Here is a 26698-nt window from a genome sequence, read left to right on the forward strand (position 1 = left end):
GGTCGAGTGGAAGCCTTTTTTTTATAAGCGCCTTATTTGAAATGAAAAAGACCAAATGAAATAATAATAGTAGAAAATATAGCGGAAAGGAGTTTTTACTATGAAAGTATTAGTGGTGGGAGCGAATGGGCAAATAGGGAAACAGGTAGTATCGTTATTGCAAGAGAGCGATGAATATTCTGTTAGGGCGTTAGTTAGAACGGAAGAGCAGTTAACAGCATTTGAACAAAGTGGAGTAGAAGCAGTGTTGGGTAATTTGGAGGGGTCAGTGGAGCAGTTAGAGAGTGTTGCTCGAGACTGTGAGGCAGTCATTTTTACTGCAGGTTCAGGCGGGAAAACCGGATATGATAAAACATTGCTAATTGATCTTGATGGTGCGGTTAAAATGATAGAAGCAACAAAGAATATTGGTGTCCAACGTTTTGTAATGGTTAGCGCGTTACAAGCACATAATCGAGAGAATTGGAATGAACAAATAAAGCCATATTATGTAGCAAAGCATTATGCAGATCGAATCCTTGTGGAAAGTGGATTAACGTATACGATTATTCGTCCAGGTGGGCTTTTAAATGAAGCTGGAACAGGCATGGTGGCGATTGGGGAGAATCTTGAAAGAGGGATGATTCCGCGAGAGGATGTAGCGAAGACGGTAGTTGCGTCATTAAAGGAAACAAACGTGTTTAATAAAGCCTTTGATTTAGTTTCCGGTGAAACGACGATTGCGGATGCAGTGGGGGGATTATAGAGATTAATTAGAGAAGAAGCGTCTGGGTATGCAGGTTGTTTTGGCTGATAAAGCAGAAGTTTGGCTGATAAAGCGGAAGTTTGGCTGATAAAACAGAAGTTTGGCTGATAACCCGGAAGTTTTGGCTGATAAAACAGAAGTTTGGCTGATAAAGCAGAAGTTTGGCTGATAAAGCGGAAGTTTTGGCTGATAAAACAGAAGTTTGGCTGATAAAACAGAAGTTTGGCTGATAAAGCGGAAGTTTGGCTGATAAAACAGAAGTTTGGCTGATAAAGCGGAAGTTTGGCTGATAAAGCGGAAGTTTGGCTGATAAAACAGAAGTTTGGCTGATAAAGCAAAAGTTTTGGCTGATATATCGAAAACTTTTGCTGTAACAGGGTAGACGCTCTCTCTAATCCTTGCGATTAAAAGAATTATTGAAACAAATTTTTTCTCTTTTTTAATGCATGAATTTTTTTAGTAAGTGGAAATCCAAGAATAAGGAAGAAGATTCCTATTATAACGAAAACAGTATTTAGGATCATTTCAAAAGTATGGATGTCTCTAAAGAGAAAAACTTGAGAAATTCCAGAATAAATAAAGATGAAAGCCAGAATATACCAGATGAAATTAATTCTTTGGTAATGCTCTATTTGGGAATCAATATCAGAATAGATTTCAAATTCACCTAAGGAAGCATCTCTTCTGAAATAATGCCATCTTTTGTTGGAGGCAACTTTCTCTACTTTTAACTCCTGCATTAATGCTACATATTCATCCTTTTCTTTTTGAAAAACTTCCTGTTTAAGAAATTCAATTCGGTATATATACCTGCTTGGTGTACTTGCTTCGAAAACGTAGTATCCATCAGAAATTTCTTGTAGGGCATAGCCTTTTTTGCACATATGGTTTAACCATGCCTCTTCTTTTTCAATATGGATAAAGAAATTTTTGAACGTATTTTTTTTCACTTTCTTAATCATTTGTTTCGCCTCTCATCCTTACTAATCCGTTTTGATACAACTCTTTTAGTCTTACAATTTCAGATTGAAGCACTTGATGGCCTTCACTAGTTAAGATATACACTTTTTTTCTTTTCTCCGTATCCTCATCCTTTGAAAATTCTATCCAGCCTTTTTCTAAGAGAGCCTTAATTGCACCATAAAGTGTACCGGGAGCTAATGTTAAACGTCCATTACTCATTTTTTGAACATCCTGCATAATTCCATATCCATGCTGAGGGGTAAGAAGAGAGAGTAGGATATAGTAGGTTGATTCAGATAAGGCATTGTAATTATTATTTTCTGAGATAGTAATCACTTCCCAATTATGTCATATCCGTTGACGATATATCGTTTGGCGATATAGTTTATTTGATTATACCTTAAGAAAAGAAAAATTTCTATATAAAATAATTGAAAATTATAATAACTAAAATATACTTAAAGCTTTTTTAAAAGAGGCTTCAGGTGCAACTGGTAAAAATTGAAATGTCGAAATTTGAAGAAAAATGTTGCCTTATTAAAAATTATATAATAGTATTTATTTATAGAATTTTCTAAAAATAACGATAAAAGGGGCAACTTGTATGTTCATCGTAGACTTTTTTAATAATATCCTTTGGTCGTATGTAGTGATTTATGGCTTGATAGGAATTGGCATTTACTTTACTTATAAAACTGGATTTATTCAGTTTCGCTATATAAAAGAAATGATTAGAGTCATTTTTGAGAAAACACCAGCAAATGCAGCTGGCGAAAAATCGATTTCTGCCTTTAAGTCTTTTTGTATCGGCTCTGCTACTCGTATTGGAACTGGAAACTTAGCGGGTGTTGCAGTTGCAATTACGGTTGGAGGACCTGGTGCAGTATTTTGGATGTGGCTCGTAGCTCTATTAGGCGGAGCAACAAGCTTTGTAGAAAGTACATTGGCTCAAGTATATAAAGCAAAGGATCCAGAAAAGCCAGGTACCTTCCGAGGGGGACCCGCTTATTACATTACAAAAGGATTAAATAAAAAATGGTTAGGTATCATATTTGCTGTTTTAATTGCCTTTACATTTGGCCTAATTTTTAACTCTGTGCAAAGTAATACAATTTCCGCTGCATTTGAAACAGCCTTTGGTTTCAATACTGCTATTACTGGTATTGTATTAGCAGCTGTAACAGGCGTAATAATTTTTGGTGGGGTACATCGTATTGCGAATTTCTCTAGTGTTATCGTACCAATAATGGCTGTTTGTTATATTGCTGTAGCGTTTTTTGTCATTATCACAAACATTACACACTTACCAGCAGTGCTAGCCTTAATTGTAAAAAATGCCTTTGGATTTGAACAAGCAATTGGTGGAGGTATTGGTGTTGCCATAATGCAAGGGGTAAGAAGAGGTTTGTTTTCAAATGAAGCTGGAATGGGGAGTGCGCCGAACGCAGCAGCAACAGCACATGTATCGCATCCTGCGAAACAAGGATTTATTCAAACATTAGGTGTTTATGTGGATACAATAATTGTTTGTACTGCTACAGCGTTTGTTATCTTAGTTTCGACAGATATTTTTAACGCTGGTCAATATGAAGGGATCAATCTACTTCAAGCATCATTAAGCGCTCAAGTGGGAAGTTGGGCGAACATCTTTATCGCTGTTTCCATTTTACTTTTTGCTTTCAGTTCAATTGTAGGGAGTTACTATTATGGGGAAACAAATATTCAGTTTATTACGAAGAATAAAGCTGTGTTAAATATATTCCGATTTGCAACGATTGCTTTTGTAATTATCGGTGCAGTAGCAAAACTAGGAATGGTTTGGAATGTAGCTGATTTATTTATGGGGTTAATGACGGTAATCAATTTAATAGCTATCTTTGCTTTAAGTAAGGTTGCATTTAAGGTGTTAAAGGATTATGAAGGAAAAAGAAAGCAGGGATTAGATCCAGTATTTAATCCAAAAGAATTAGGAATTGAAAATACAGAATGCTGGGAAAGGGAAGAACTTGAACAAGAACGCCAGGTGAAAATTAGTTAATATAACTCAATAATTGATAGTGAAGAGAAGGAGCCGTGTGATAGGCTTCTTCTTTTCATTTGGAAAAATAGTAGATGGAAAAGTTATGGTAGTAATAAGGAGGCTTAAACGTAGTCAATAAGGAGTTAGTTTATCTATTATAATACTTGGTTAAACCTTACTAGTCCTTGATGATGATGGTCATTCGTTTCTATAGGCAACTCATCATTTTTCAGCATATAAGAAAATCCTGTTAGAAGGATAAGTCCAAGACTTAAGGTAGCTGAAACGATTAAAAGATTGGAAGTATATCTTCTTTTACTAGACTGATACTTCTTCACAATATGATAGATAAGGAAACTACTTAGCAGAAAAATAGCGTCTACCATAATAATTATTAAGACTGCTTCTCCTTCTTTAAGCATTACTCCTAACATGGCCCCCATTAAGGCTCCCATAAAACTAGCTGCCCCAGCTTCTATCATGGCAACCATCGGGCTTTTTAAAAATAGTAAAAGAATAAAGGAGAAACTCACGATAATAGAAAGCATTGTAGCCATTCCTAATTCGTTAGGCATAATGGTTCCGAATAAGACACCGATGGCAACACTAGAAGACATTCCATACAGCATAGGCAAGCATTTCGCCGTCATTTGATTTTCTGGTAGGTCTTGTATCTGTGAATAGATAAAGAAGCTAAATCCTATAAGGATAAGTGCACTTAGAATCCAAAGCATATACTTCCTCCCATATTCAGTTTTGATTCTTAACGTAAGTATTTGCACATTGTATACCTTATGATGAAGGGAAATGATATATAACTAGTTCGGCATTAACATTTATATAGTTTTTAAATAATAAAGTTACCTCTATCAGTATAGAAAAGAGGTAACTTCATAAAAAAGCATTCTTTAAAGGACTTTTGGATTTTTATAAGTTTTGTCCATTAGAGGCTATTACATTTTTATACCAATAGAATGATTTTTTCTTTTTACGCTCTAATGTACCACTTCCGTCATCTTGTTTGTCTACATAGATAAAACCATAGCGTTTAGACATTTCTCCTGTGGAGGCACTAACTAGGTCAATGCAGCCCCACGATGTGTAGCCCATTAAATCTACACCGTCTTCTACTGCTTCTCCCATTGCCTCGATATGCTTACGTAAATAATCAATGCGGTAATCATCGTTAATGCTTCCATCTTCTTCGACGTTGTCATATGCGCCTAGTCCGTTCTCTACTACAAATAGAGGCACCCGATAACGGTCATATAATTGGTTTAATGCAATTCGCAGTCCGATGGGATCGATTTCCCATCCCCAATCACTTGCTTCAAGGAATGGATTTTTAACACCAGAGAAAATGTTGCCCGCTGCTTTTTCTTCTGCTGTTTTTTCTTTCTTTTCTGTACGGGACATATAATAGCTAAGGGAAATAAAGTCAACTGGGTATTGTTTTATTGTTTCTAAATCTCCGTTCTCCATATGGATTGTAATCCCATTTTCTTTGAAGAATCGTTTAGAGAATGCAGGGTATTCACCGCGAACTTGTACATCTCCACAAATATAGTTAAAGAATTGTTCCTCTTGGAAAGCATAAAGGACATTTTCAGGCTTACAATCAATAGAATAAACAGGAGCATAGATCAGCATACAGCCTATTTTTCCTTTAGGAATGATTTCATGACATGCTTTCACCGCTAAACTACTTGCGACAAACTGATGATGCAATCCTTGGAAGCTTTCTTGTAATCGAACGTCTTCTGTGTCAGGTGAAAAACCAAGACTGAATATTGGATGAAAGACAGCACCATTAATTTCATTAAAAGTTAGCCAGTATTTTACCTTGTTTTTATAACGATTAAAAAGTGTTGTTGCATATCGCTCAAAAAAGGTTACAACTTCACGATTGCGCCATCCGCCATATTCTTTAATTAAGTGTAATGGCATTTCATAGTGAGAAATGGTGACAACTGGTTCTATATTATGTTTTAAACATTCATCAAAAACTTTATCGTAAAAGGCTAGTCCTTCTTCGTTTGGTTCAAGCTCATTACCATTTGGGAAAATGCGGGACCAAGCAATAGACATCCGATAGGCTTTAAACCCCATTTCAGCGAAAAGAGCAATATCCTCTTTATAATGATGATAAAAGTCAATTCCCTCATGGTTGGGATAGGTATATTTTTCTTTATCGATTTCAAAATTAAAACCGGGAGTTGAAATTACGTTTAATCGAACCTTTCCTCCAGGCATAACATCTGCTAAATTCATGCCCTTTCCACCTTCAAGATAAGCTCCTTCTAATTGATTAGCTGCTGTTGCTCCTCCCCATAAAAAGCTATCTGGAAACTGATAAGTAGTCTTGTTCATAATATTCCCTCCTAATTTTTTTATGGATACGCTTTCGGCTCATATAAAGAAAAAAACCTAAACCACATAAGCTAAGAACAGAATAGTCCTATAACTTTTTGTGATTTAGGTTTTGCCTGCATAACCAGTAACAACCCTATGTAGGTGTGCTATTTATTATTGTTTTTACTATAACACCATTTTTTTTCTCAATCAAGAAATTTGTAAACGTTATTTTCATCTATATTTTCAGCATAAACACTTAATATGATAGATTTAGAAAATCGACAAAAAAATTCAATTTTTCTAAAAGAAAGCGTTGACACTTATTTTGAGACATGATAAATTACAGGTATCAAATAACAAAACTTAAAAGTTCCGTTAAGGAATGTTACCTTAAGTGGGCATAACCTGAACTGACTAGAAAAAACATGCTATTATCAGGCGTGTATTCTAGTCGGGTCAGGTTTTTTTATTTGTTAAAACCAAATTCCATAGTGAAGGAAGGGTCAAAAATGAAATATGAGCAATTAGCGAAAGATATTATTGCCAATGTGGGTGGAAAAGAAAACGTTTCCAGTGTGGTTCATTGTATTACACGTTTACGATTTAAGCTGAAGGATGAAAGCAAAGCAAATACAGAAGTATTAAAAAATATGGATGATGTTGTAACGGTTATGAAAAGTGGTGGACAATATCAAGTGGTTATTGGAAACCATGTTCCAGACGTATACCAAGCAGTAGTCTCAGTAGGTGGTTTTCAAAGTCAACAGCCTGTAGAAGAAAGTGAAGGTCCAAAAGGTTCCCTTTTTAATCGATTTATTGATATGATTTCTAGTATTTTTACGCCCGTTCTTGGTGTTCTTGCAGCTTCAGGGATGATTAAAGGTTTTAACGCATTGTTTGTTTCTACAGGATGGCTAACAGATTCTTCTGGCACTTATCAAATACTAAATGCAACAGGTGACGCGTTATTTTACTTCTTGCCAATTTTCCTTGGATACACAGCAATTAAGAAGTTTGGAGGAAGCCCGTTTATTGGAATGGCGATCGGAGCTGCATTAGTTTATCCAACGTTATCCACCTTAACAGCAGGTGATCCTTTATATACGATATTTGGAGGTACATTATTTGAATCACCAATCCATGTTACCTTCATAGGAATACCTGTGATTTTAATGAGCTATTCCTCTTCTGTTATCCCAATTATTTTATCGGCATTTTTTGCATCTAAAGTAGAGAAAAGTTTAAGAAAGGTAATGCCGGATGTAGTTAAAGCGTTTCTTGTTCCTTTATTTACATTATTAATTGTAGTTCCAGTAACATTTCTTGTTATTGGTCCAATAGCAACATGGGCAAGTACACTGATTGGTCAAGGTTCTCTGTTCTTATATAATTTAAGCCCAGTTATTGCGGGACTGTTAATTGGTGGATTTTGGCAAGTTCTTGTTATCTTCGGTCTTCATTGGGGTCTAGTGCCAATTGCTATTAACAATGTAGCAACACTTGGCTATGATACGATTTTATCTCCTATATTTGCTGCTTCTTTTGCGCAAATTGGTGCAGTTCTTGCTATTTTAATTAAAACAAAAAATCAAAAGCTTAAAACATTGAGTTATCCAGCATTTATTTCCGGTATTTTTGGTGTAACAGAACCAGCAATATATGGGATTACCTTACCGTTGAAAAAACCATTTATTATTAGCTGTATTGGTGCAGCTATTGGTGGCGCTATTGCAGGTCTTACGGATGTAAAGGGTTACATTATTGGCGGTCTTGGAATCTTTGGACTTCCCTCCTACATTACTCCAACTGGAATTAATATGAATTTATGGGGAGCAGTAATATCAATCATTGTTGGTTTTGTAGTAGCATTCTTATTGACGTTATTGTTTGGAGGTATTAATAAAAAACAAGATTCTACTGGGGGAAATACAGCTGCTAATCAAGTGGCGGCAACAAAAGTAGAAAAAGAGGAAGTAAGTAGCCCGTTAAATGGAGAAGTAATAGCTCTAGCAAAAGTAAAAGATGAAGCATTTGCATCTGGAGCGCTTGGTCATGGAATAGCAATTGAACCAAGTGAAGGGAAATTATTTGCTCCTGTAGATGGAACGGTGTCTGCTTTATTTCCAACTAAGCATGCGATAGGCATCACAACTGATACTGGTGCTGATATTTTAATTCATATCGGAATGGATACTGTTCAATTGGAAGGTAAGTATTTTACTGTCCACACTACGCAAGGTGAAATGGTAAGAAAAGGACAATTACTGATTGAATTCGATATAGATCAAATCAAAAAAGCTGGCAAGCCTTTAACTACACCTATTGTGATAACAAACTATCGAGAATTTAATTTGCAAATATCAGATAAAAAAAGAACAAAACAAGGAGAAGTATTGTTCCAGCTAGAAAAAAAGTAATGACTACGAAAAAGATAGATGGAAAGGAAGGGTTCAATTATGGCATTTCCAAAGGGATTTTTATGGGGTGGAGCTATTGCTGCTAACCAAACAGAAGGGGCCTATTTAGAAGCAGGCAAGGGTTTAACAACTGTTGATTTATTGCCAACTGGGAATAAGAGATTTGATATTATGATGGGAAAGCTTCCTTACTATGAACCGCTTGAAGGAGAGTTCTATCCTTCTCATGAAGCTATTGATTTCTATCATCGTTATAAAGAAGACATTGCTCTTTTTGCAGAAATGGGTTTTAAAGCACTACGTTTATCAATTTCATGGGCAAGGATTTATCCGAACGGGGATGATTCTACACCCAATGAAGCTGGTTTAAAGTTTTATGATGATGTGTTTGATGAGTTGTTAAAGTATGGGATGGAGCCAGTAGTAACCATTGCACATTTTGATGTACCTGTAAATCTAGTAAAGAACTATGGTAGCTGGAAAAATCGTAAACTAGTTGATTTTTTTGAAAAATATGCAACTACCTTATTTAAACGCTATAAGGATAAGGTGAAATATTGGATGACTTTTAATGAAATCAATATGCTTTTACATCTACCTTTTGTTGGTGCAGGACTTGTGTTTGAAGAAGGTGAAGATGAACTGCAAGTGAAATATCAAGCGGCTCATCATCAACTAGTTGCAAGTAGTTTGGCTGTTAAAGCAGCTCATGAAATCAATCCGGACATGAAGATTGGTTGTATGTTAGCAGCTGGTCAAACCTACCCATATTCTTGTGACCCTGATGATGTGTTTGATGCTATGGAAAAAGATAGAGACTCTTTCTTCTTTATTGACGTGCAATCGAGAGGGAAATATCCAGGCTATGCTAAGAGATTTTTCAAGGATAAAAATTTAACGATTAAGATGGGTGCGCAAGATGAAGCATTATTAGCAAAATATACAGTTGATTATATTGGGTTTAGCTATTATGCAAGCCGTACAACAAGTACAAATCCAGAAATTAATAAGCAAACTTCTGGTAACGTCTTTGGCTCTATCGAAAATCCATACTTAGAAAAATCTGAATGGGGTTGGACAATAGATCCGAAAGGTTTTCGTATTACTGCAAACCAATTATATGATCGATATCAGAAACCGTTATTTGTAGTAGAAAATGGTTTAGGAGCTATTGATTTACCGACAGAAGCTGGAGAGATACAGGATGATTATCGCATAGATTATATGCGTAAACATGTATTGGAAATGTCTGAGGCCATTGAGGATGGTGTGGAAATTATTGGGTATACAAGCTGGGGACCCATTGATATAGTTAGTGCCTCTACTGGTGAAATGAAAAAACGTTATGGCTATATTTATGTAGATAAAGATAATGAAGGCAACGGAACATTGAATCGCTCAAAAAAGAAGAGTTTTAATTGGTATAAAGAAGTTATTGCATCCAATGGAGAAACTGTCTAAAAAGGGAAATAGGAAAGTTGATTTTTCAACTTTCCTTCTTTCCAATTTTAAATGATACTATCACGATCACTTATCCATTATAATAAATGTAAAGCCATATTAAACTACAGGTGGTCTAATGAAAATAGAAAAAGTTTATAACAATAATGTTATAGGGACATTTAATGAAAAAAAAGAAGAGCTAGTAGTCATGGGAAGAGGCATTGCCTTTCAAAAAAAGCCTGGTGATTTAGTGGATAATGCGAAAATCGAGAAAATATTTGCTTTAAAAAATAATGATATGTCTGAAAAATTTAAAACCCTTTTATATGAAGTACCTGTTGAATATATCGAAATAACAGAAGAAACATTAAAGATTGCTAGCAGTCGGCTAGGAAGAAAACTAAATGATAGTTTTTATATCTCGCTAACAGACCATTTGCATTTTGCTGTACAAAGAATTGAAAAAGGGTATGAAATTAAAAACGCTTTATTATGGGAAATAAAACGATTTTATAAGGAAGAGTTTTCTATTGCGATGGAGACAGTTCAACTAATTAAGGATAAATTAGGTGTGGAGCTTCCAGAAGATGAAGCTGGGTTTATCGCTATGCATATCGTGAATTCAGATTTAAATCAGGAAATGCCCAATGTTGCAAACATAACAAAGGTAATGCAAAACATATTAAATATCGTAAAATATCATTATAAAATGGAATTTGATGAGGAATCATTAAATTATTTTCGATTTATTACTCATTTGAAGTTCTTTGCTCAAAGACTCTATAGTAAAACTTATATGGATGATGATGATCCTTATCTTTATGAAATGGTGAAACTTAAGCATCAGGAAGCATTTAAATGTACGGAAAAAATAAATGAATATATTGAAAATCAATTCGATTATTCTTTAACAGATAATGAAAAATTATATTTAGCTATTCATATACAAAGGGTAGTGAATCGTTAGTGATAGAAGGGGAAAAATCTTCATTTAGGCTTTGTTGAATATAATGTTAAGCATCGGCAGAGAGATACGTAATAAGTGCTGGAGGTAAATGATAAGAAGGATAATTTTCTTCGGCGCTACAAAAACAGTATATTTAACAAAGCCCTAATATTATGGAGAAATGAAGATTATGTGAGGAAAACTTTTTCTATATCAAATGATTACTGATTCAATGATTGATCAGATGTATCTTTTTCTTCTATATGTTCCTCTATGGTATCTTCTTGTTTTTTCTCGTATTCTTTTCTTACATCTCCGCAAGTAATACATATTCCACTGTAATAATAATTATATTTATGATATTTTCGTATTTTACATATAAGTGAACCAAATAACAAAAGTAACAACTCCTTTACTTATCCATTCTACAATATATATATTCATTCTTCGGTTAAATAATAGTTACGAACCTACCAAAATCATTACAAACATGTCTTCTTTATCTTTTTTATGACAATCCTCCAAAAAACATTACAATTTACTAGAAGAATAGCAAAAATGCAAAAAAAGGAAAAAGTAGAAACTTTTTCGCGTGTAGTTTCGTAAGAGGTATAGTTGTAATACAAATGTAATTGAATATACGTACAAATACCTAGATAATGCTGTAAAATAATAGGTAATACATGGTTGGAACAATAAGAGTGTAAAAGGAGAGATTCTTTGTGGGGGTTATATTAAGCAAAGGTCAAAAAGTAGATTTGACGAAAGCGTATCCTGAGTTAAGCAATGTAGTTATTGGTTTAGGCTGGGATATCAATCAACAAGGTGCCAACTATGATTTAGATGCTTCGGCTTTTTTGTTAGGAGACAATCATAAAGTATGGAGCGATGATGATTTTATTTTTTATAATAATCCCACTGGTCCTAATGGTTCGGTAATATACAGTGGAGATAACCGGACGGGACATGGTAGATTGGACGATGAACAAATTAGAGTGAATTTGTCCCAAGTACCAAACACTATTCAACGTATCGCTTTTACTATTACAATCCATGATGCTTATGAAAAAGGACAAAATTTTGGACAAATATCTAATGCCTATGTCAGAGTATATAATGAGGGAGAGCAAGTAGAGCTTATTCGTTTCAATCTTGGAAGAGACTATACAATCGAAACGGCGATTGTGGCAGCAGAGCTATATCGCCATCAAGGAGAATGGAAGTTTAATGCAGTTGGCAGTGGCTTTCAGGGTGGATTAGCTGCCTTATGTCGCAATTTCGGAGTGACTGTTGATGAGGAGCCAGTAGCTCCTGCTTATCCTAATCAATCGATCCAACAAGCCTATCAAGAACCTAATAGACCGCCCTTCCAGTCGTTTGAAACACCAACTTATTCCGCTTCTGCTAATAGTGGGGCTTATCAGCCAACTGGGCAAGCGGCATATTCAAATAATCCGCAAACGTATGGACAAGCTTCTGCATACCATCATTCTAGTGAGCATTTGCAGTGTAATAGATGCCATAGTACCAATGTCCGTACAGGTGAAAAAGGATTTGGAATTGGAAAAGCAGCTATTGGCGGATTGATTTTAGGACCTGTTGGACTACTAGGCGGCTTTATTGGAAAAGGACAATTAAAAATTAGCTGCAATAGTTGTGGTTATAGTTGGTCTCCTTCTCAGACAGATTATGCAGAATGGGGCAGACAACAGAAACAACGCGCGAAAGACCTCTTTATGCGATATAAAAATCCAGAAGTATTAGACGCGGTTGTTGCTGCATGTGCATTAGTAGGTATGGCAGATGGAAGATTAGATCCTTCAGAAGAACGAAAAATGATGGAGTTTATCCATCAAAGCGAAGAATTACGTGTTTTTGATACAAACAAAGTAATTCAGCAATTTAATCATTTTGTTCGCAAAATAGAATATGATCAAATTATTGGTCAGACCGAGTGTTTTCGTGCATTAGGGAAAATGCGCTCTAAGCCAGAGGTTGCAAGACTTGTAGCTCGATATTGCATTGCGATTGGCTATGCAGACGGTCATTTTGATCAAAGAGAAAAACAAGTAGTGACGGAAATATGCCGCGAACTAGGATTAAATCCGCATGAATTTTTATCTTAAAATAAGGTCATAATAGAATAGAAGATAGTATTAATAGAATAGTTTTTAGAGAAAATGATTTCGAGAGATTTATAGTTTATAGTACCAATCAGGCAGTAGTCAAAATTGCTCGTTGTGTGCTTGCGATTTAATAGAAATACAACAGGAGGAGAAGCATGGCAGGAAATCATAGTTTGGTAATTGACAGAATAATCGGTAATATTGAAAAGGTAATGATTGGGAAAAGAGACGTGGCAGAACTTAGTTTGATTGCTTTACTTGCCCAAGGTCATGTTTTATTAGAAGACGTACCTGGAGTTGGGAAAACGATGATGGTACGAGCTTTAGCGAAATCAGTTGGTGCTAATTTCCGTAGAATTCAATTCACCCCAGACCTATTGCCCTCTGATGTAACAGGAGTTTCCATTTATAATCCGAAAGAGCTGGAATTTCAATTTGTTCCAGGTCCGATTATGGGGAATATCATCCTTGCAGATGAAATCAATCGAACATCTCCGAAAACGCAATCAGCCCTTTTGGAAGCGATGGAAGAAAGTAGTGTAACGATTGATGGAATTACCCATCATTTACAAAAGCCATTCTTTGTTATGGCAACCCAGAATCCCATTGAATATGAAGGAACGTACCCTCTTCCTGAAGCGCAGCTAGATCGCTTTTTATTAAAAATGCAAATGGGCTATCCAACTGTAGAAGAAGAAATGGAAGTGTTAACAAGAGTCCAAGTCGCCGCGCCTATTGAAAAACTAGAGTCTGTTGTAACCTTGGATGAATTACTTACTCTTCAATATGAAGTTAGACAAGTGTATGTTGATGACACAATAAAGAAATATATAGTGGAGCTTGCTACTGCAACGAGAGAACATGGGGGTATCTATTTAGGAGTAAGTCCTAGGGGTTCTATTGCGTTAATGAGAGCATCACAAAGTTATGCTTTTATCCAAGGAAGAGATTATGTTATTCCTGATGATGTGCAATTTTTAGTGAAAGCTGTATTTGCCCATCGAATTATTTTGAAATCAGAAACGAAATTCGATGGAATATCAGCTGAGGAAATTATCAATCGAATTGTTGGGAAAGTTCCTGTACCGGTGCAAAGGTTAGTGAAGTAATGAAAAGATTTTTGCAAAAATTAAATCGGATTTGGAAACTAATCTTGCTATTTTTACTAATAGCGATGGTTTTTTCTTATGCTATGTTCCAAGGTGGATTTGTTAGCTGGTTTTTATTCTATAGTTTTTTACCATTTGCATTATATGGACTGCTGGTTGCTGCTTATCCAATTAGAGAATGGCAAGTGAAAAGAAAAATTCATAAATATGAATTTAGTGCAAAAGAAGAAATGCAAGTGGAAATTGAATTAACGAGAAGAACTTTTTTTCCTATTTTCTATGTAATGATAGAAGATTCCTTTAGCTCCACTATAGGGGAAACGATAATGGGCAAGAAAATGCTAATGCCTGGATTCAGGCGTAGCCTCACCTTTAAATATACAGTGAAAGAATTACCAAGGGGAGAACATATATTTGATCAGCTTTCTCTACAAATGGGAGATCCTTTAGGGCTTATTGAAAAGGAGAAGGCTTTTATACAAGTTGATCGAGTTCTTGTTTATCCTCCTTATGAAGAGATGGTGTACAAGCCGTTGGAAAATCACTATGAACAAGGAATGACCTCTTCAAAGGAACGAGTACAACGAGATACGACAATGGCTGTTGGCATTAGAGAATATCAGCCGGGGGATCGCTTTTCCTGGATTAACTGGAAAGCGAGTGCAAGACGAAATAATATGATGACAAAAGAGTTTGAACAAAAGCAGACTCATGACATTATGATTGTTATGGATTGCGAGGTGCATAAGAGGTTTGAAGCAGTAGTTTCTTTTACCGCTTCAGCAATTCGTGCTATTTTAAAAAAAGGTGCTCAGGTAGGATTTTTATCAGTTGATACAGATCGAACAGTTTTTCCTATAAGAGGAGGCGAAAGTCAGCAACAGCTGCTACTCTATCATTTAGCGAAGGTTCGTACGACAAAGGAAGTAACACTTGCAGAGGTTTTGGATAATGACAGTAGTCAGCTACAGCAACAGGCAACTGTCATGCTAATTACGTCGAAGTTAACGAGAGAGCTAGTAGATAAAGCTGGGTGGCTGACTAGTAAAAGGTATAATCTAGTATTATTTGTCGTTACAGGTAAGAATGAAGGTCTTTCAAGTGGAGAAAAAACATTAAGTGCTTTTGCAATAAAAAGAGGGATTCGAATTATCCATGTTTCTGAAGGAAGATTTAAAGAGGCTTTTGGGGAGGTGGTGTCTTAAATGAGTACATCATTTAGCAGAAAACACATCACAGTATCCAATTTTCTATTATACGTTTTAGGTTTTTTATTAATATGGGAATGGCTAAGACCGTTAGAGGAATTGACGAATACAGAGAATGTCATTGTTTTTAACCTGTTCCTAGCGCTTTCTTTATTACTAGCATTTTTGCGGGCGCCAAGCTTATTAAGTGGAACGTTAAAGACTGTTTATATTGTCTTTATTCTTCAATATTTATATTATGAAGAATCTTTTTTTACTTTCCAGTGGATACAGCCCTTTGTTGCTGAATTTATTGATAATTTGGCATTAGTATTTGATACAAATTGGCCAGAAATGACTAATATGTTCAAAAGTTGTCTCTGTTTTATTTTGCTATGGCTTATGGCATATTTAATTGATTACTGGTTAATTAAGCGAAGAAAGATTTTTACTTTCTTTTTATTGACACTTATCTTTATTACAGTATTAGATACTTTTACAATTTATAGTGCTAATAGCGCCATTATTCGAACGGTCATAATCGGTTTTACAGCAATGGGGATGTTGACATTCTTTCGTTTAAACGACAAAGATGGGTCGTCGGGCAATAATAATAGTTCTATTTTGAAATGGATGATCCCTTTGCTTTTATTTGTAGTAGTGAGTGCTGGAATTGGCTATTTATCTCCAAAAGCAAATCCTATATGGCCTGATCCTGTTCCTTTCATTCAAACAATGGGGAATAAAGGTGGCGATGATGAAGGCGTCGGTGCTGGGAATGGTGTTCATCGGGTTGGATATAGCGTAGATGATTCTAGATTAGGTGGGGACTTTATTGGTGATCCCTCCTTGGTATTTGTTGCAGAAGTGGAAGAGCCTCATTATTGGAAAGTAGAAACGAAAGATACGTATACAGGTAAAGGATGGATACAATCAGAGGAATCATTAAGATTAAGTAGAGAGAACTTTGAGGTATTGGACCACGGCGGAGATATTCCATTTATGTCCTTTATAGAAGGGGAAAATGTGAAGCGAACGGAGTCAGAAAGCACGGTACAATTTGCTAATGCTTTTTCTTACTTTCTCTATCCGTTAGGAGTAAAAGAACTATCCGCTACTAATTCCTATATGGAAATCGAAAGCGGAAATGAACGTGGTGTTTTTAACGGATATGTAGAAAGCTACTCTGTTAAATATGATATACCGGAATACAGTTTGGATGCATTAACTACTGCAGATATGGATGCCTTTGTAATGAATAACCCAGAAGTTGCGCATCGTTATCTTCAGCTTCCTGATTCGTTACCACAAAGAGTGAAAGATCTTGCTGCAGATATAACCAAAAATGATGAAAATGTATTTGCGAAAGTAAGAGCGATAGAAACTTATTTCTCTTCTAATGGATTTGTCTATAGCCAAAGTAATGTTGCCGTTCCGGATGGGAATGAAGACTATGTGGATCAATTTCTATTTGAAACAAAGCTTGGGTACTGTGATAACTATTCTACTTCAATGGTTACCTTGCTGCGTTCTATCGGTATTCCATCTCGCTGGGTAAAGGGCTTTACGGAAGGAGACTTTTTAGAGGTTGATGGTGATGTTCGTCGTTATGAAGTAACAAATAACAATGCGCATTCCTGGGTAGAGGTTTATTTCCCAGAGGTTGGCTGGGTTTCTTTTGAACCGACACAAGGTTTCTCCAATGCCAATACGTATATTAATGATGTACAAAATGATCAAAATACCGATAATACAGAAACGCAAACCCCAGAGGCGCAGGAGCCACAACAAGAAACTGCTGAAAATAAACCAGAAGAGCAAGAGCAAGCTTTAGAACCAACAACACCGCCTACGGAGGGATGGAGTAATTATACAGCTGCAGTCAAAGGAAATTGGCAGTGGATTACCCTTGTTCTAGTTATCGTTGTTCTGTTAGGACTTGCTATTTATAAATTTCGATATAAATGGCTTCCATATTATTATATTTGGAAATTCAAAAATGCTGCCGGTGAAAATAACTTTCCTAAAGCGTATATCCTCTTGTTACATTTATTAGAGATTGCAGGGCTTCAGAAAAAGGAAGAAGTTACCTTAAGAGAGTATGCAAAGCAAATTGATCATATTTATTCAAGCAATGAAATGAGCTTATTGACTGCTAAATATGAGGAATATCTGTATAAAGGTCAGATGCCAAAAGGCACTTGGAATGATTTGAAGGAATTGTGGGAAAATTTAATTAAAAAAACAACAGCTTGACCATCGATTCGACATGTTGTTACAATATTCTCATCTATATATAATTCCTTCATATATCCTCGATGATATGGTTCGAGAGTCTCTACCGGGTCGCCTTAAATGATCTGACTATGAAGGCAGATAAGTCTTTCCAGTTTAGCTTCTTAATGGAATCCAAAAGACTAGAATTCTGCCTTCGTTTTTATTTGAGGCCGATTCTAGTCTTTTTTTCTTAAAAAAGTCTGTGAATTAGAGATAAGAAGCATGAATGATGAAGGTGTTTGGCAATAGTAATAAGAGAAATTCAAATAGATTAATTGGGGTGAATAGGAATGGGGAAAGCGCATATAGAAGGTCAGGAAATGATTGTTGTCCTAGACTTTGGTAGTCAATACAATCAATTGATTACAAGAAGAATAAGAGAATTTGGTGTATATAGTGAGTTGCATCCACATACCATTACTGCTGAAGAGATTAAGGAATTAAACCCTACAGGAATAATTTTCTCAGGTGGCCCTAACAGTGTATACGATGAAAATGCATTTGGCGTAGATGAGAAAATATTTGATTTAGGACTTCCTATCTTTGGTATTTGTTATGGAATGCAATTAATGACACAGCATTTTGCAGGGAAAGTGGAAAAAGCAAAGCATCGTGAATATGGAAAAGCATCAATCAATATTGAAAATAACTCTAAGTTATTCGCTGACCTTCCGACAGAACAAATCGTTTGGATGAGTCATGGTGATTTAGTTGTAGAAGCTCCAGCTGGATTTACAATAGATGCAACAAGCGCTTCTTGTCCAATCGCTTCTATGAGTAATGAAGAACAAGGATTATATGCAGTTCAATTCCATCCAGAGGTTCGTCATTCTGTTTATGGAAATGAATTGTTGAAAAACTTTGTGTTCGGTGTTTGTGGATGCAAAGGCGACTGGTCTATGGAAAACTTCATTGAAATCGAAATGGAAAAAATTCGTCAGACGGTTGGAGATAAGAAAGTTCTTTGTGCCCTTAGTGGTGGAGTTGACTCTTCTGTTGTTGCTGTATTGATTCATAAAGCAATTGGTGACCAATTAACATGTATATTTGTTGACCATGGACTTCTTCGTAAAGGAGAAGCAGAAGGGGTTATGAAGACTTTCACAGAAGGCTTCAACATGAATGTTATTAAAGTCGATGCAAAAGAACGCTTTATGTCTAAACTAGAAGGCGTAAGTGACCCAGAGAAAAAACGTAAGATTATCGGAAATGAGTTCATCTATGTATTTGATGATGAAGCAGCTAAATTAGAAGGAATTGATTTCTTAGCACAAGGCACACTTTACACAGATATTATAGAAAGTGGAACAGCTACTGCACAAACAATTAAGTCCCATCATAATGTTGGTGGACTTCCGGAAGATATGCAATTCCAGTTAATTGAGCCATTAAATACGTTATTTAAAGATGAAGTACGTGCTCTTGGTACAGAATTGGGAATAGCTGACGAAATTGTTTGGAGACAACCTTTCCCAGGTCCTGGTTTAGGTATTCGAGTGCTAGGTGCGATTTCAGAGGAAAAACTAGAAATCGTTCGTGAATCTGACGCAATTTTACGAGAAGAAATCAAAAAAGCAGGATTAGAAAGAGATGTATGGCAATACTTTACTGTACTACCAGATATCCGAAGTGTTGGGGTAATGGGAGATGCACGTACGTATGACTATACTATCGGAATCCGCGCAGTTACTTCTATTGATGGAATGACTTCTGACTGGGCAAGATTGCCATGGGATGTATTAGAAGTGATTTCCACTAGAATCGTAAATGAAGTAGCGCATATTAATCGTGTAGTGTATGACATTACAAGTAAGCCACCTGCAACGATTGAGTGGGAGTAATAGAAGAAAAGAAGTAACTTTTCCTTTGTAAAAGGAAAGTTTTATGAAAAAAACGAACGATTGCATGTTTTTAATTGTAATTGTTCGTTTTTTTATATTGACGAGCTTTTATGAAGCTGTTAAACTAGATTTACAACTGAGAAAGATTTTACTCGTATAATATTGGGGAATACGGCCCGAAAGTTTCTACCGAGCTACCGTAAATAGCTTGACTACGAGGTAAGTGTATATATAGGGATTAATTAGAACTCATTTATATTTTATAAAGGAAAGTCTCCCTATTTTAATAGCACAAACCCTAGTCAACGCTCCTTTAATCGTAGGAGTGTTTTTTTGTTTTAGTAGATTATTAAAGCATTTATGAGAGGGGAAAGATCAATGAAGAAGTTTTTCAAATTCGAAGAACTAGGCACAAATTACCGCAGAGAGTTTTTAGGTGGTTTCACTACATTCCTTGCGATGGCTTATATTTTAGCAGTAAATCCATTTACATTAACATTAGGGGACGTTGCTGACCTTCCAGATGCATTAAGAATGGATTATGGAGCGGTATTTGTGGCGACAGCACTTGCTGCAGCAGTAGGATCTCTAATTATGGGGATATTTGCTAACTATCCAATCGCGTTAGCTCCAGGTTTAGGCTTAAACGCATATTTTGCTTATACTGTTGTATTAACACAAGGACATCCTTGGCAATATGCTTTAGCAGCTGTATTTATTTCAAGTGTATTTTTCTTATTACTAACACTTTCTGGTCTTCGTGAAAAACTAATTAATGCGATACCGGTTGAATTAAAGCTTGCGGTCGGCGCAGGTATTGGATTATTTATAACATTTATTGGATTGCAAAACTCTGAAATTATTGTTGGTAACGCTGCGACACTTGTTCATATTGGTGATTTAACCAAGCCAAGTACATTATTAGCTATTTTTGGTATTTTCGTTACGATTATTTTAATGGTTAGAGGAATTCATGGTGGAGTATTCTACGGAATGATCATCACAGCAGTAGTAGGAATGATTTTTGGAGTAATTGATACGCCTTCTAAAGTGGTTTCTGCAGTTCCTAGCATGGAGCCAACTTTTGGATCATTGTTCTCCGCGCTTGGTGATCCTGGATTTTATACACAAAGTATGTTGGTTGTTGTTTTAACCTTCTTGTTTGTTGATTTCTTTGATAATGCTGGTACATTAGTAGCAGTTGCAAACCAAGCTGGATTAATGAAAGAAAATAAATTGCCGAGAGCAGGAAAAGCATTATTTGCTGATTCTATTGCATCCATGGTAGGTTCTATTTTCGGTACATCTACAACGACTTCGTATATTGAGTCATCAGCAGGTGTTGCTGCTGGAGCTCGTACTGGATTTGCTGCAGTTGTTACAGCAGGATTCTTCTTGTTATCCTTATTCTTCTTCCCGCTGTTGGAAGTAGTAACATCAGCTGTTACAACACCAGCTTTAGTTGTGGTTGGTATTTTGATGGTTTCATCCCTTGGGAAAATTGATTGGGCTAAGTTTGAAGTGGCTGTTCCAGCATTCCTTACTATTGTTGCAATGCCTTTGACATACAGTATTGCAACAGGTATCGCTGTCGGATTTATTTTCTATCCAATTGTAATGATCGTAAAAGGTCGTATCAAGGATATTAATCCAATTATGTATGTATTCTTTGTCATCTTTGCATTGTACTTTATCTTCTTACAATAGTAGGGGAAGGTTAGGTCGCTAAATTCTTGTGACAAAGGGTAACCGATGTTATCGTGCAACCTTTGAGGTTAAGAGAAAATGTCTTTTTCTAAATAGTAAAGGGATGTCCGTTTTGGATGTCCCTTTTTCTCATTTTTTCGTTGACTTCCTATAAAGACTTTAATAACATTGAGTTACCGAGAAGTCTGTTGAAGTGGGGAAAAAGTATGCCTAATTTACTAATAAAGAAAGCGCTGAATAATAATGTGCTCATTGGAGACCATCCGTCCTATGGAGAAGTAGTGCTAATAGGGAAAGGAATAGGCTTTAATCAGAAAAGCGGAGATACAATTGATGTGAGTGTTGTAGAGAAACTGTTTGTTTTAAAGGATGAAAAGGATCAAAGTAATTACTTGAAGCTTCTACCTCAGGTGGATAATGAGTTGTTAGATGTTATAGTTTCATCTATAGAACTGATTAAAAGCAAGACAAATACAAAGTTGAACGAGCATATTCATATTGCGTTAACAGATCATATTATGTTTGCTTCATCCCGTATTACGAAAGGGCTAGTATTGAATAATCCGTTTCTGATTGAAACAAAGGCATTGTACCCGTTTGAGTATTCGATCGCTGAAGAGGTCGTAAAATTAATCGGTGAACAAACAGGGCTTCAGTTACCAGTAGGTGAAATCGGTTTCATTGCATTGCATATTCATAGTGCGATGATGAACAAAAGTTTATCAGAAGTCAATCAACATTCACAGTTAGTTACACATCTTGTGAATTTAATAGAAGCACAACTAGATACAAAAATTGATAAAGATAGCATTGATTATATGCGTTTAGTAAGACATTTACGTTTTACGATTGAAAGGGTAAATACTGGGGAAAAAGTGGAAGAACCAGAAAAAATAACTTTGCTATTGAAGACTGAGTATCCCCTGTGCTATAATCTTGCGTGGAAGCTCATAAAAGTTATGCAACAAGTACTTAAAAAGCCGGTCTTTGATGCAGAAGCAGTATATTTGACGATGCATTTACAAAGACTTCAGAAAAAAATAAAATAGTTATTATCTTATAACGTGTTACTGATACGATCAGGCATGAGTGAAAAAGATGATTGATTTAAATGTTTTAGGGTAACCTAACCTTAGCGTTTATTTCAATCTATCTACACTCATGCCTTTTTTTGTTTTTCACTCTTGTTTGAGAACGCTTTTTTTGAGCCGAAAAAATGATTTAGGAGGAAAACGAAATGTTTAAAAAGTTGTTTGGTGTTTTACAAAAAGTTGGTAAAGCGCTCATGTTGCCAGTTGCCATTCTTCCGGCGGCAGGTATCTTGCTTGCATTTGGTAATGCATTGCAAAATCCGACGCTTCTTGATATTGCACCATTTTTAAATAATAGTGGAGTAGAAATGGTTGCGTCCGTTATGGAGGATGCTGGGAATATCATCTTTGGTAACCTTTCCTTACTATTTGCGGTTGGGGTTGCTGTTGGTTTAGCTGGCGGTGAAGGTGTAGCAGGTCTAGCTGCTATTATTGGATTCCTTATTATGAACGTTACTATGGGAACAGTTCTAGGAATTGATGCTGATGCTTTAGTAGGTAGTACAGAATATGCAGCTGTTTTAGGAATTCCTACTCTTCAAACGGGTGTGTTCGGGGGTATCATTGTCGGTATTATCGCCGCCTCGATGTATAATCGTTTCTTTGAAATTGAATTGCCATCTTACTTAGGATTCTTCGCAGGGAAACGTTTCGTTCCGATTGCAACAGCTGGAAGTGCTGTTATTTTAGGTTTATTGATGATTGTTATTTGGCCTCCAATCCAGCATGGTCTAAACGTTTTCTCTGAAAATATGTTGGGTGCTAATTTAACATTATCTGCGTTTATCTTTGGTCTAATTGAAAGATCGTTGATTCCTTTTGGATTACATCATATTTTCTATTCTCCTTTCTGGTTCGAGTTTGGTAGTTACACTACGAATGCTGGAACAATTGTTAAAGGGGACCAAGCTATCTTTATGAACCAAATTAAAGATGGTGTTCAAAACTTAACTGCAGGTACATTTATGACTGGTAAATTCCCATTCATGATGTTTGGATTACCAGCTGCGGCACTTGCTATTTATCATGAAGCTCGTCCTGAGAAAAAAGTAATAGTTGGTGGTTTAATGGCATCAGCGGCATTAACTTCTTTCTTAACAGGTATTACAGAGCCGTTAGAATTCTCATTCTTATTCGTGGCTCCGGTATTATTTGGAATTCATGCTGTTTTTGCAGGTCTATCTTTTATGACAATGCATTTATTAAATGTAAAAGTCGGTATGACATTCTCTGGCGGTTTAATCGACTATGTACTATTCGGTCTTATTAACCCACAAACAAATGCATGGATTATTATCCCTGTTGGTTTAGTATTCGCTGTCATTTACTATTTTGGTTTCCGTTTTGCAATCCGCAAGTTCAATCTGAAAACACCAGGTAGAGAAGATGAATCAGAGGAAACAGAAAGTGGTGCAAAAGGGACAACTAGTGATCTTCCATATGATGTATTAGAAGCTATGGGGGGACAAGAAAATATTGCGCATTTAGATGCATGTATTACTCGTCTTCGCGTATCTGTTAATGATATTAAAGCCGTAGATAAAGCTCGTTTGAAATCATTAGGTGCTGCTGGAGTACTTGAAGTTGGAAATAACATTCAAGCAATTTTTGGTCCTCGTTCTGAAACGATTAAAGGTCAAATGAAAGATATCATTAGTGGTAAAAGACCGCGTCCAGCTTCGCAACCATCTATGGATAAAGAAGTGAAAGAACAAATTGAAGATGTTAATCCAAGTGCATTACAAGGTAATGTGACAGGTGAAGACTCTTTCGTTGCTCCTATTAAAGGAGAATTAGTTTCCATTACAGATGTACCAGATCCAGTGTTTGCAGGTAAGATGATGGGAGACGGTTTTGCAATTATTCCTTCAGAAGGAACAGTTGTGTCACCTGTTGATGGAAAAATTGTTAACTTATTCCCTACAAAGCATGCTCTTGGAATTTTAGCTGATAATGGTCGTGAAATTCTAATTCACTTTGGTATTGATACAGTTAAATTAAAAGGGGAAGGTTTTGAAACGCTTGTTTCTGAGAACGATCAAGTAAAACAAGGTCAACCTCTATTGAAAGTGAATCTTGACTATATTAAGGAAAATGCAACATCTACTATTACACCTGTTGTATTTACAAACCTAGCTGAGGGCGAATCAGTACAAATTAATAAGCTTGGTAATGTGGAACTTAAAGATGAAGATGTAGTAACGATTACTAAGTAATTATATATAGAAGAAACTCGATCTTTTGATCGGGTTTTTTCTATATATAAGGGGGGATTGTGGGAAGAAAGCGATTGTTAAACGGAATAATGAGAAGTAAGGTTACTTGGAGTTTAAAGGATTGTAATAACTTGTTAATTAATACTTAATTTTATCCAGCTCTTAAACTTCAGTATGGGGGGGGAAAGCACCAACTGATGGAAGTTTCACTTTATTGAAATAATATTTTGGATAGATGATAGATATAGAGGGAATAGCTATATTAACAAAGTTATTTTAAAAAGATATAATTTTATTCGTTTTTTGTTGACGAAAATGTAAACAGGTGTTATTATATAAAAACAGCCTTATGAAAGCTATTGATTACTTTGATTGATAGCAAGGAAGAAAATTATTTTGAAAAAGTAATTGACTTATTCATCAAAGGTTGGTATGATATAAAAGTTGCTTCTGATAGCAACAAACAAATTGCTCTTTGAAAACTGAACAAACAAACGTCAACAATAATCGTTTTATAAATTAGTTGTAAAACAAAAAAAGTAACAAAAGCTAGAGTTTAGCAATGAGCTAATCAACTCTTTATTGGAGAGTTTGATCCTGGCTCAGGACGAACGCTGGCGGCGTGCCTAATACATGCAAGTCGAGCGGACTTTAAAAGCTTGCTTTTAAAGTTAGCGGCGGACGGGTGAGTAACACGTGGGCAACCTGCCTGTAAGACTGGGATAACTTCGGGAAACCGGAGCTAATACCGGATAATCCTTTTCTACTCATGTAGAAAAGCTGAAAGACGGTTTACGCTGTCACTTACAGATGGGCCCGCGGCGCATTAGCTAGTTGGTGAGGTAACGGCTCACCAAGGCAACGATGCGTAGCCGACCTGAGAGGGTGATCGGCCACACTGGGACTGAGACACGGCCCAGACTCCTACGGGAGGCAGCAGTAGGGAATCTTCCGCAATGGACGAAAGTCTGACGGAGCAACGCCGCGTGAGTGATGAAGGTTTTCGGATCGTAAAACTCTGTTGTTAGGGAAGAACAAGTACAAGAGTAACTGCTTGTACCTTGACGGTACCTAACCAGAAAGCCACGGCTAACTACGTGCCAGCAGCCGCGGTAATACGTAGGTGGCAAGCGTTGTCCGGAATTATTGGGCGTAAAGCGCGCGCAGGCGGTCCTTTAAGTCTGATGTGAAAGCCCACGGCTCAACCGTGGAGGGTCATTGGAAACTGGGGGACTTGAGTGCAGAAGAGAAGAGTGGAATTCCACGTGTAGCGGTGAAATGCGTAGAGATGTGGAGGAACACCAGTGGCGAAGGCGACTCTTTGGTCTGTAACTGACGCTGAGGCGCGAAAGCGTGGGGAGCAAACAGGATTAGATACCCTGGTAGTCCACGCCGTAAACGATGAGTGCTAAGTGTTAGAGGGTTTCCGCCCTTTAGTGCTGCAGCAAACGCATTAAGCACTCCGCCTGGGGAGTACGGCCGCAAGGCTGAAACTCAAAGGAATTGACGGGGGCCCGCACAAGCGGTGGAGCATGTGGTTTAATTCGAAGCAACGCGAAGAACCTTACCAGGTCTTGACATCCTCTGACACTCCTAGAGATAGGACGTTCCCCTTCGGGGGACAGAGTGACAGGTGGTGCATGGTTGTCGTCAGCTCGTGTCGTGAGATGTTGGGTTAAGTCCCGCAACGAGCGCAACCCTTGATCTTAGTTGCCAGCATTAAGTTGGGCACTCTAAGGTGACTGCCGGTGACAAACCGGAGGAAGGTGGGGATGACGTCAAATCATCATGCCCCTTATGACCTGGGCTACACACGTGCTACAATGGATGGTACAAAGGGCAGCAAAACCGCGAGGTCGAGCAAATCCCATAAAACCATTCTCAGTTCGGATTGTAGGCTGCAACTCGCCTACATGAAGCTGGAATCGCTAGTAATCGCGGATCAGCATGCCGCGGTGAATACGTTCCCGGGCCTTGTACACACCGCCCGTCACACCACGAGAGTTTGTAACACCCGAAGTCGGTGGGGTAACCGTAAGGAGCCAGCCGCCTAAGGTGGGATAGATGATTGGGGTGAAGTCGTAACAAGGTAGCCGTATCGGAAGGTGCGGCTGGATCACCTCCTTTCTAAGGAAAATGGAATTTACATTCCATCAAAGATTGTTGACGATTTGTTGTTCAGTTTTGAGGGAGCAATTCCTCAAAATTAGGCTGATAATAAGCCGAAATTGTTCTTTGAAAACTAAATCATTAAA

The 26698-nt window shown here is 36.8% G+C and carries 18 protein-coding genes, 1 rRNA gene and 2 riboswitches; of the genes, 14 read left to right on the top strand and 5 right to left on the bottom strand.

The genetic code is table 11. The features are described 5' to 3' along the window. Positions 1–100 precede the first annotated feature (100 nt). Positions 101–745: an SDR family oxidoreductase gene (locus NYE52_RS02395; RefSeq protein ID WP_341191599.1), complete on the top strand. Its 645-nt coding sequence runs from the start codon at positions 101–103 to the stop codon at positions 743–745. A 413-nt stretch (positions 746–1158) separates the two neighbouring features. On the opposite strand, the gene NYE52_RS02400 is transcribed toward NYE52_RS02395, so the two are convergent. Next, positions 1159–1707 carry a DUF2812 domain-containing protein gene (locus NYE52_RS02400; RefSeq protein ID WP_341191600.1) on the bottom strand — a complete coding sequence of 183 codons (549 nt, stop codon included), beginning with the start codon at positions 1705–1707 and terminating at the stop codon, positions 1159–1161. Then, the gene (locus tag NYE52_RS02405) at positions 1700–2035 is read right to left on the bottom strand and encodes a PadR family transcriptional regulator (protein ID WP_445669132.1); all 336 of its coding nucleotides are present in this window, start codon (positions 2033–2035) and stop codon (positions 1700–1702) included. The genes NYE52_RS02400 and NYE52_RS02405 overlap by 8 nt, the downstream gene beginning before the upstream one ends. Positions 2036–2312: 277 nt before the next feature. On the opposite strand from NYE52_RS02405, the gene NYE52_RS02410 reads away from it, so the two are divergent. Then, entirely contained in the window at positions 2313–3746 is a 1434-nt protein-coding gene (locus NYE52_RS02410; protein ID WP_341191602.1) for an alanine/glycine:cation symporter family protein, read from the top strand. Between the two features lie 137 nt (positions 3747–3883). On the opposite strand, the gene NYE52_RS02415 is transcribed toward NYE52_RS02410, so the two are convergent. Together NYE52_RS02415 and NYE52_RS02420 are read right to left on the bottom strand one after the other, a co-directional pair. Then, positions 3884–4462 (bottom strand): hypothetical protein, encoded by a 579-nt coding sequence (locus NYE52_RS02415; protein ID WP_341191603.1) that lies wholly within the window; start codon positions 4460–4462, stop codon positions 3884–3886. A gap of 193 nt (positions 4463–4655) precedes the next feature. Next, on the bottom strand, positions 4656–6098 hold the full coding sequence (locus NYE52_RS02420) for a glycoside hydrolase family 1 protein (protein ID WP_341191604.1): 1443 nt from the start codon (positions 6096–6098) through the stop codon (positions 4656–4658). 494 nt (positions 6099–6592) lie between these two features. On the opposite strand from NYE52_RS02420, the gene NYE52_RS02425 reads away from it, so the two are divergent. The 3 genes from NYE52_RS02425 (at position 6593) to licT (ending at position 10910) form a co-directional block, all read left to right on the top strand. After that, positions 6593–8500, top strand: a complete 1908-nt coding sequence (locus NYE52_RS02425) for a beta-glucoside-specific PTS transporter subunit IIABC (RefSeq protein WP_341191605.1) — start codon at positions 6593–6595, stop codon at positions 8498–8500. Between the two features lie 39 nt (positions 8501–8539). Continuing rightward, positions 8540–9961 (top strand): 6-phospho-beta-glucosidase, encoded by a 1422-nt coding sequence (locus tag NYE52_RS02430; protein WP_341191606.1) that lies wholly within the window; start codon positions 8540–8542, stop codon positions 9959–9961. 118 nt (positions 9962–10079) lie between these two features. Further along, positions 10080–10910 carry a BglG family transcription antiterminator LicT gene (gene licT, locus NYE52_RS02435; protein WP_341191607.1) on the top strand — a complete coding sequence of 277 codons (831 nt, stop codon included), beginning with the start codon at positions 10080–10082 and terminating at the stop codon, positions 10908–10910. Positions 10911–11110: 200 nt separating this feature from the next. Here licT and NYE52_RS02440 read toward each other — a convergent pair whose 3' ends face one another. Beyond that, a complete protein-coding gene (locus NYE52_RS02440) occupies positions 11111–11287 on the bottom strand; it encodes a hypothetical protein (RefSeq protein WP_341191608.1) in 177 nt (58 codons plus the stop codon). A 324-nt stretch (positions 11288–11611) separates the two neighbouring features. Between NYE52_RS02440 and NYE52_RS02445 the strand changes: the two genes are divergently transcribed. From NYE52_RS02445 to NYE52_RS02485, 9 genes are all read left to right on the top strand, one after another. After that, entirely contained in the window at positions 11612–13015 is a 1404-nt protein-coding gene (locus NYE52_RS02445; protein ID WP_341191609.1) for a TerD family protein, read from the top strand. Positions 13016–13170: 155 nt separating this feature from the next. Next, positions 13171–14124 carry an AAA family ATPase gene (locus tag NYE52_RS02450; RefSeq protein ID WP_341191610.1) on the top strand — a complete coding sequence of 318 codons (954 nt, stop codon included), beginning with the start codon at positions 13171–13173 and terminating at the stop codon, positions 14122–14124. Further along, positions 14124–15329, top strand: coding sequence for a DUF58 domain-containing protein (locus NYE52_RS02455; protein WP_341191611.1), 1206 nt, complete (start codon positions 14124–14126; stop codon positions 15327–15329). Before NYE52_RS02450 ends, NYE52_RS02455 begins: the two co-directional genes overlap by 1 nt. Further along, positions 15330–17567 carry a transglutaminase family protein gene (locus NYE52_RS02460; protein ID WP_341191612.1) on the top strand — a complete coding sequence of 746 codons (2238 nt, stop codon included), beginning with the start codon at positions 15330–15332 and terminating at the stop codon, positions 17565–17567. 29 nt (positions 17568–17596) lie between these two features. Next, a riboswitch (purine riboswitch) is annotated at positions 17597–17698 on the top strand. Positions 17699–17878: 180 nt separating this feature from the next. Then, positions 17879–19429 (top strand): glutamine-hydrolyzing GMP synthase, encoded by a 1551-nt coding sequence (gene guaA / locus NYE52_RS02465; protein ID WP_341191613.1) that lies wholly within the window; start codon positions 17879–17881, stop codon positions 19427–19429. A 132-nt stretch (positions 19430–19561) separates the two neighbouring features. Next, positions 19562–19664, top strand: a riboswitch (purine riboswitch). A 143-nt stretch (positions 19665–19807) separates the two neighbouring features. Next, complete coding sequence (locus tag NYE52_RS02470; protein ID WP_341191614.1) at positions 19808–21136, top strand: NCS2 family permease; 1329 nt, start codon at positions 19808–19810, stop codon at positions 21134–21136. A gap of 206 nt (positions 21137–21342) precedes the next feature. Continuing rightward, on the top strand, positions 21343–22185 hold the full coding sequence (gene glcT / locus NYE52_RS02475; RefSeq protein WP_341191615.1) for a glucose PTS transporter transcription antiterminator GlcT: 843 nt from the start codon (positions 21343–21345) through the stop codon (positions 22183–22185). A gap of 188 nt (positions 22186–22373) precedes the next feature. Then, the gene (gene ptsG / locus NYE52_RS02480; protein WP_341191616.1) at positions 22374–24443 is read left to right on the top strand and encodes a glucose-specific PTS transporter subunit IIBC; all 2070 of its coding nucleotides are present in this window, start codon (positions 22374–22376) and stop codon (positions 24441–24443) included. Positions 24444–25022: 579 nt separating this feature from the next. After that, positions 25023–26570, top strand: a 16S ribosomal RNA gene (locus tag NYE52_RS02485). Positions 26571–26698: the final 128 nt, after the last annotated feature.

Origin of the sequence: Niallia sp. FSL W8-0635 (genome assembly GCF_038007965.1) — a bacterium.
GTDB lineage: Bacteria > Bacillota > Bacilli > Bacillales > Cytobacillaceae > Niallia.

Bases quoted from the DNA above. Each gene is read 5' to 3' on its own strand.
- NYE52_RS02400 (WP_341191600.1), bottom strand. From the start codon at position 1,707: ATGATTAAGAAAGTGAAAAAAAATACGTTCAAAAATTTCTTTATCCAT.
- NYE52_RS02415 (WP_341191603.1), bottom strand. From the start codon at position 4,462: ATGCTTTGGATTCTAAGTGCACTTATCCTTATAGGATTTAGCTTCTTT.
- ptsG (WP_341191616.1), top strand. From the start codon at position 22,374: ATGTTTAAAAAGTTGTTTGGTGTTTTACAAAAAGTTGGTAAAGCGCTC.
- NYE52_RS02410 (WP_341191602.1), top strand. From the start codon at position 2,313: ATGTTCATCGTAGACTTTTTTAATAATATCCTTTGGTCGTATGTAGTG.
- NYE52_RS02450 (WP_341191610.1), top strand. From the start codon at position 13,171: ATGGCAGGAAATCATAGTTTGGTAATTGACAGAATAATCGGTAATATT.
- NYE52_RS02395 (WP_341191599.1), top strand. From the start codon at position 101: ATGAAAGTATTAGTGGTGGGAGCGAATGGGCAAATAGGGAAACAGGTA.
- glcT (WP_341191615.1), top strand. From the start codon at position 21,343: ATGCCTAATTTACTAATAAAGAAAGCGCTGAATAATAATGTGCTCATT.
- NYE52_RS02420 (WP_341191604.1), bottom strand. From the start codon at position 6,098: ATGAACAAGACTACTTATCAGTTTCCAGATAGCTTTTTATGGGGAGGA.
- NYE52_RS02425 (WP_341191605.1), top strand. From the start codon at position 6,593: ATGAAATATGAGCAATTAGCGAAAGATATTATTGCCAATGTGGGTGGA.
- guaA (WP_341191613.1), top strand. From the start codon at position 17,879: ATGGGGAAAGCGCATATAGAAGGTCAGGAAATGATTGTTGTCCTAGAC.
- NYE52_RS02470 (WP_341191614.1), top strand. From the start codon at position 19,808: ATGAAGAAGTTTTTCAAATTCGAAGAACTAGGCACAAATTACCGCAGA.
- licT (WP_341191607.1), top strand. From the start codon at position 10,080: ATGAAAATAGAAAAAGTTTATAACAATAATGTTATAGGGACATTTAAT.
- NYE52_RS02455 (WP_341191611.1), top strand. From the start codon at position 14,124: ATGAAAAGATTTTTGCAAAAATTAAATCGGATTTGGAAACTAATCTTG.
- NYE52_RS02460 (WP_341191612.1), top strand. From the start codon at position 15,330: ATGAGTACATCATTTAGCAGAAAACACATCACAGTATCCAATTTTCTA.
- NYE52_RS02430 (WP_341191606.1), top strand. From the start codon at position 8,540: ATGGCATTTCCAAAGGGATTTTTATGGGGTGGAGCTATTGCTGCTAAC.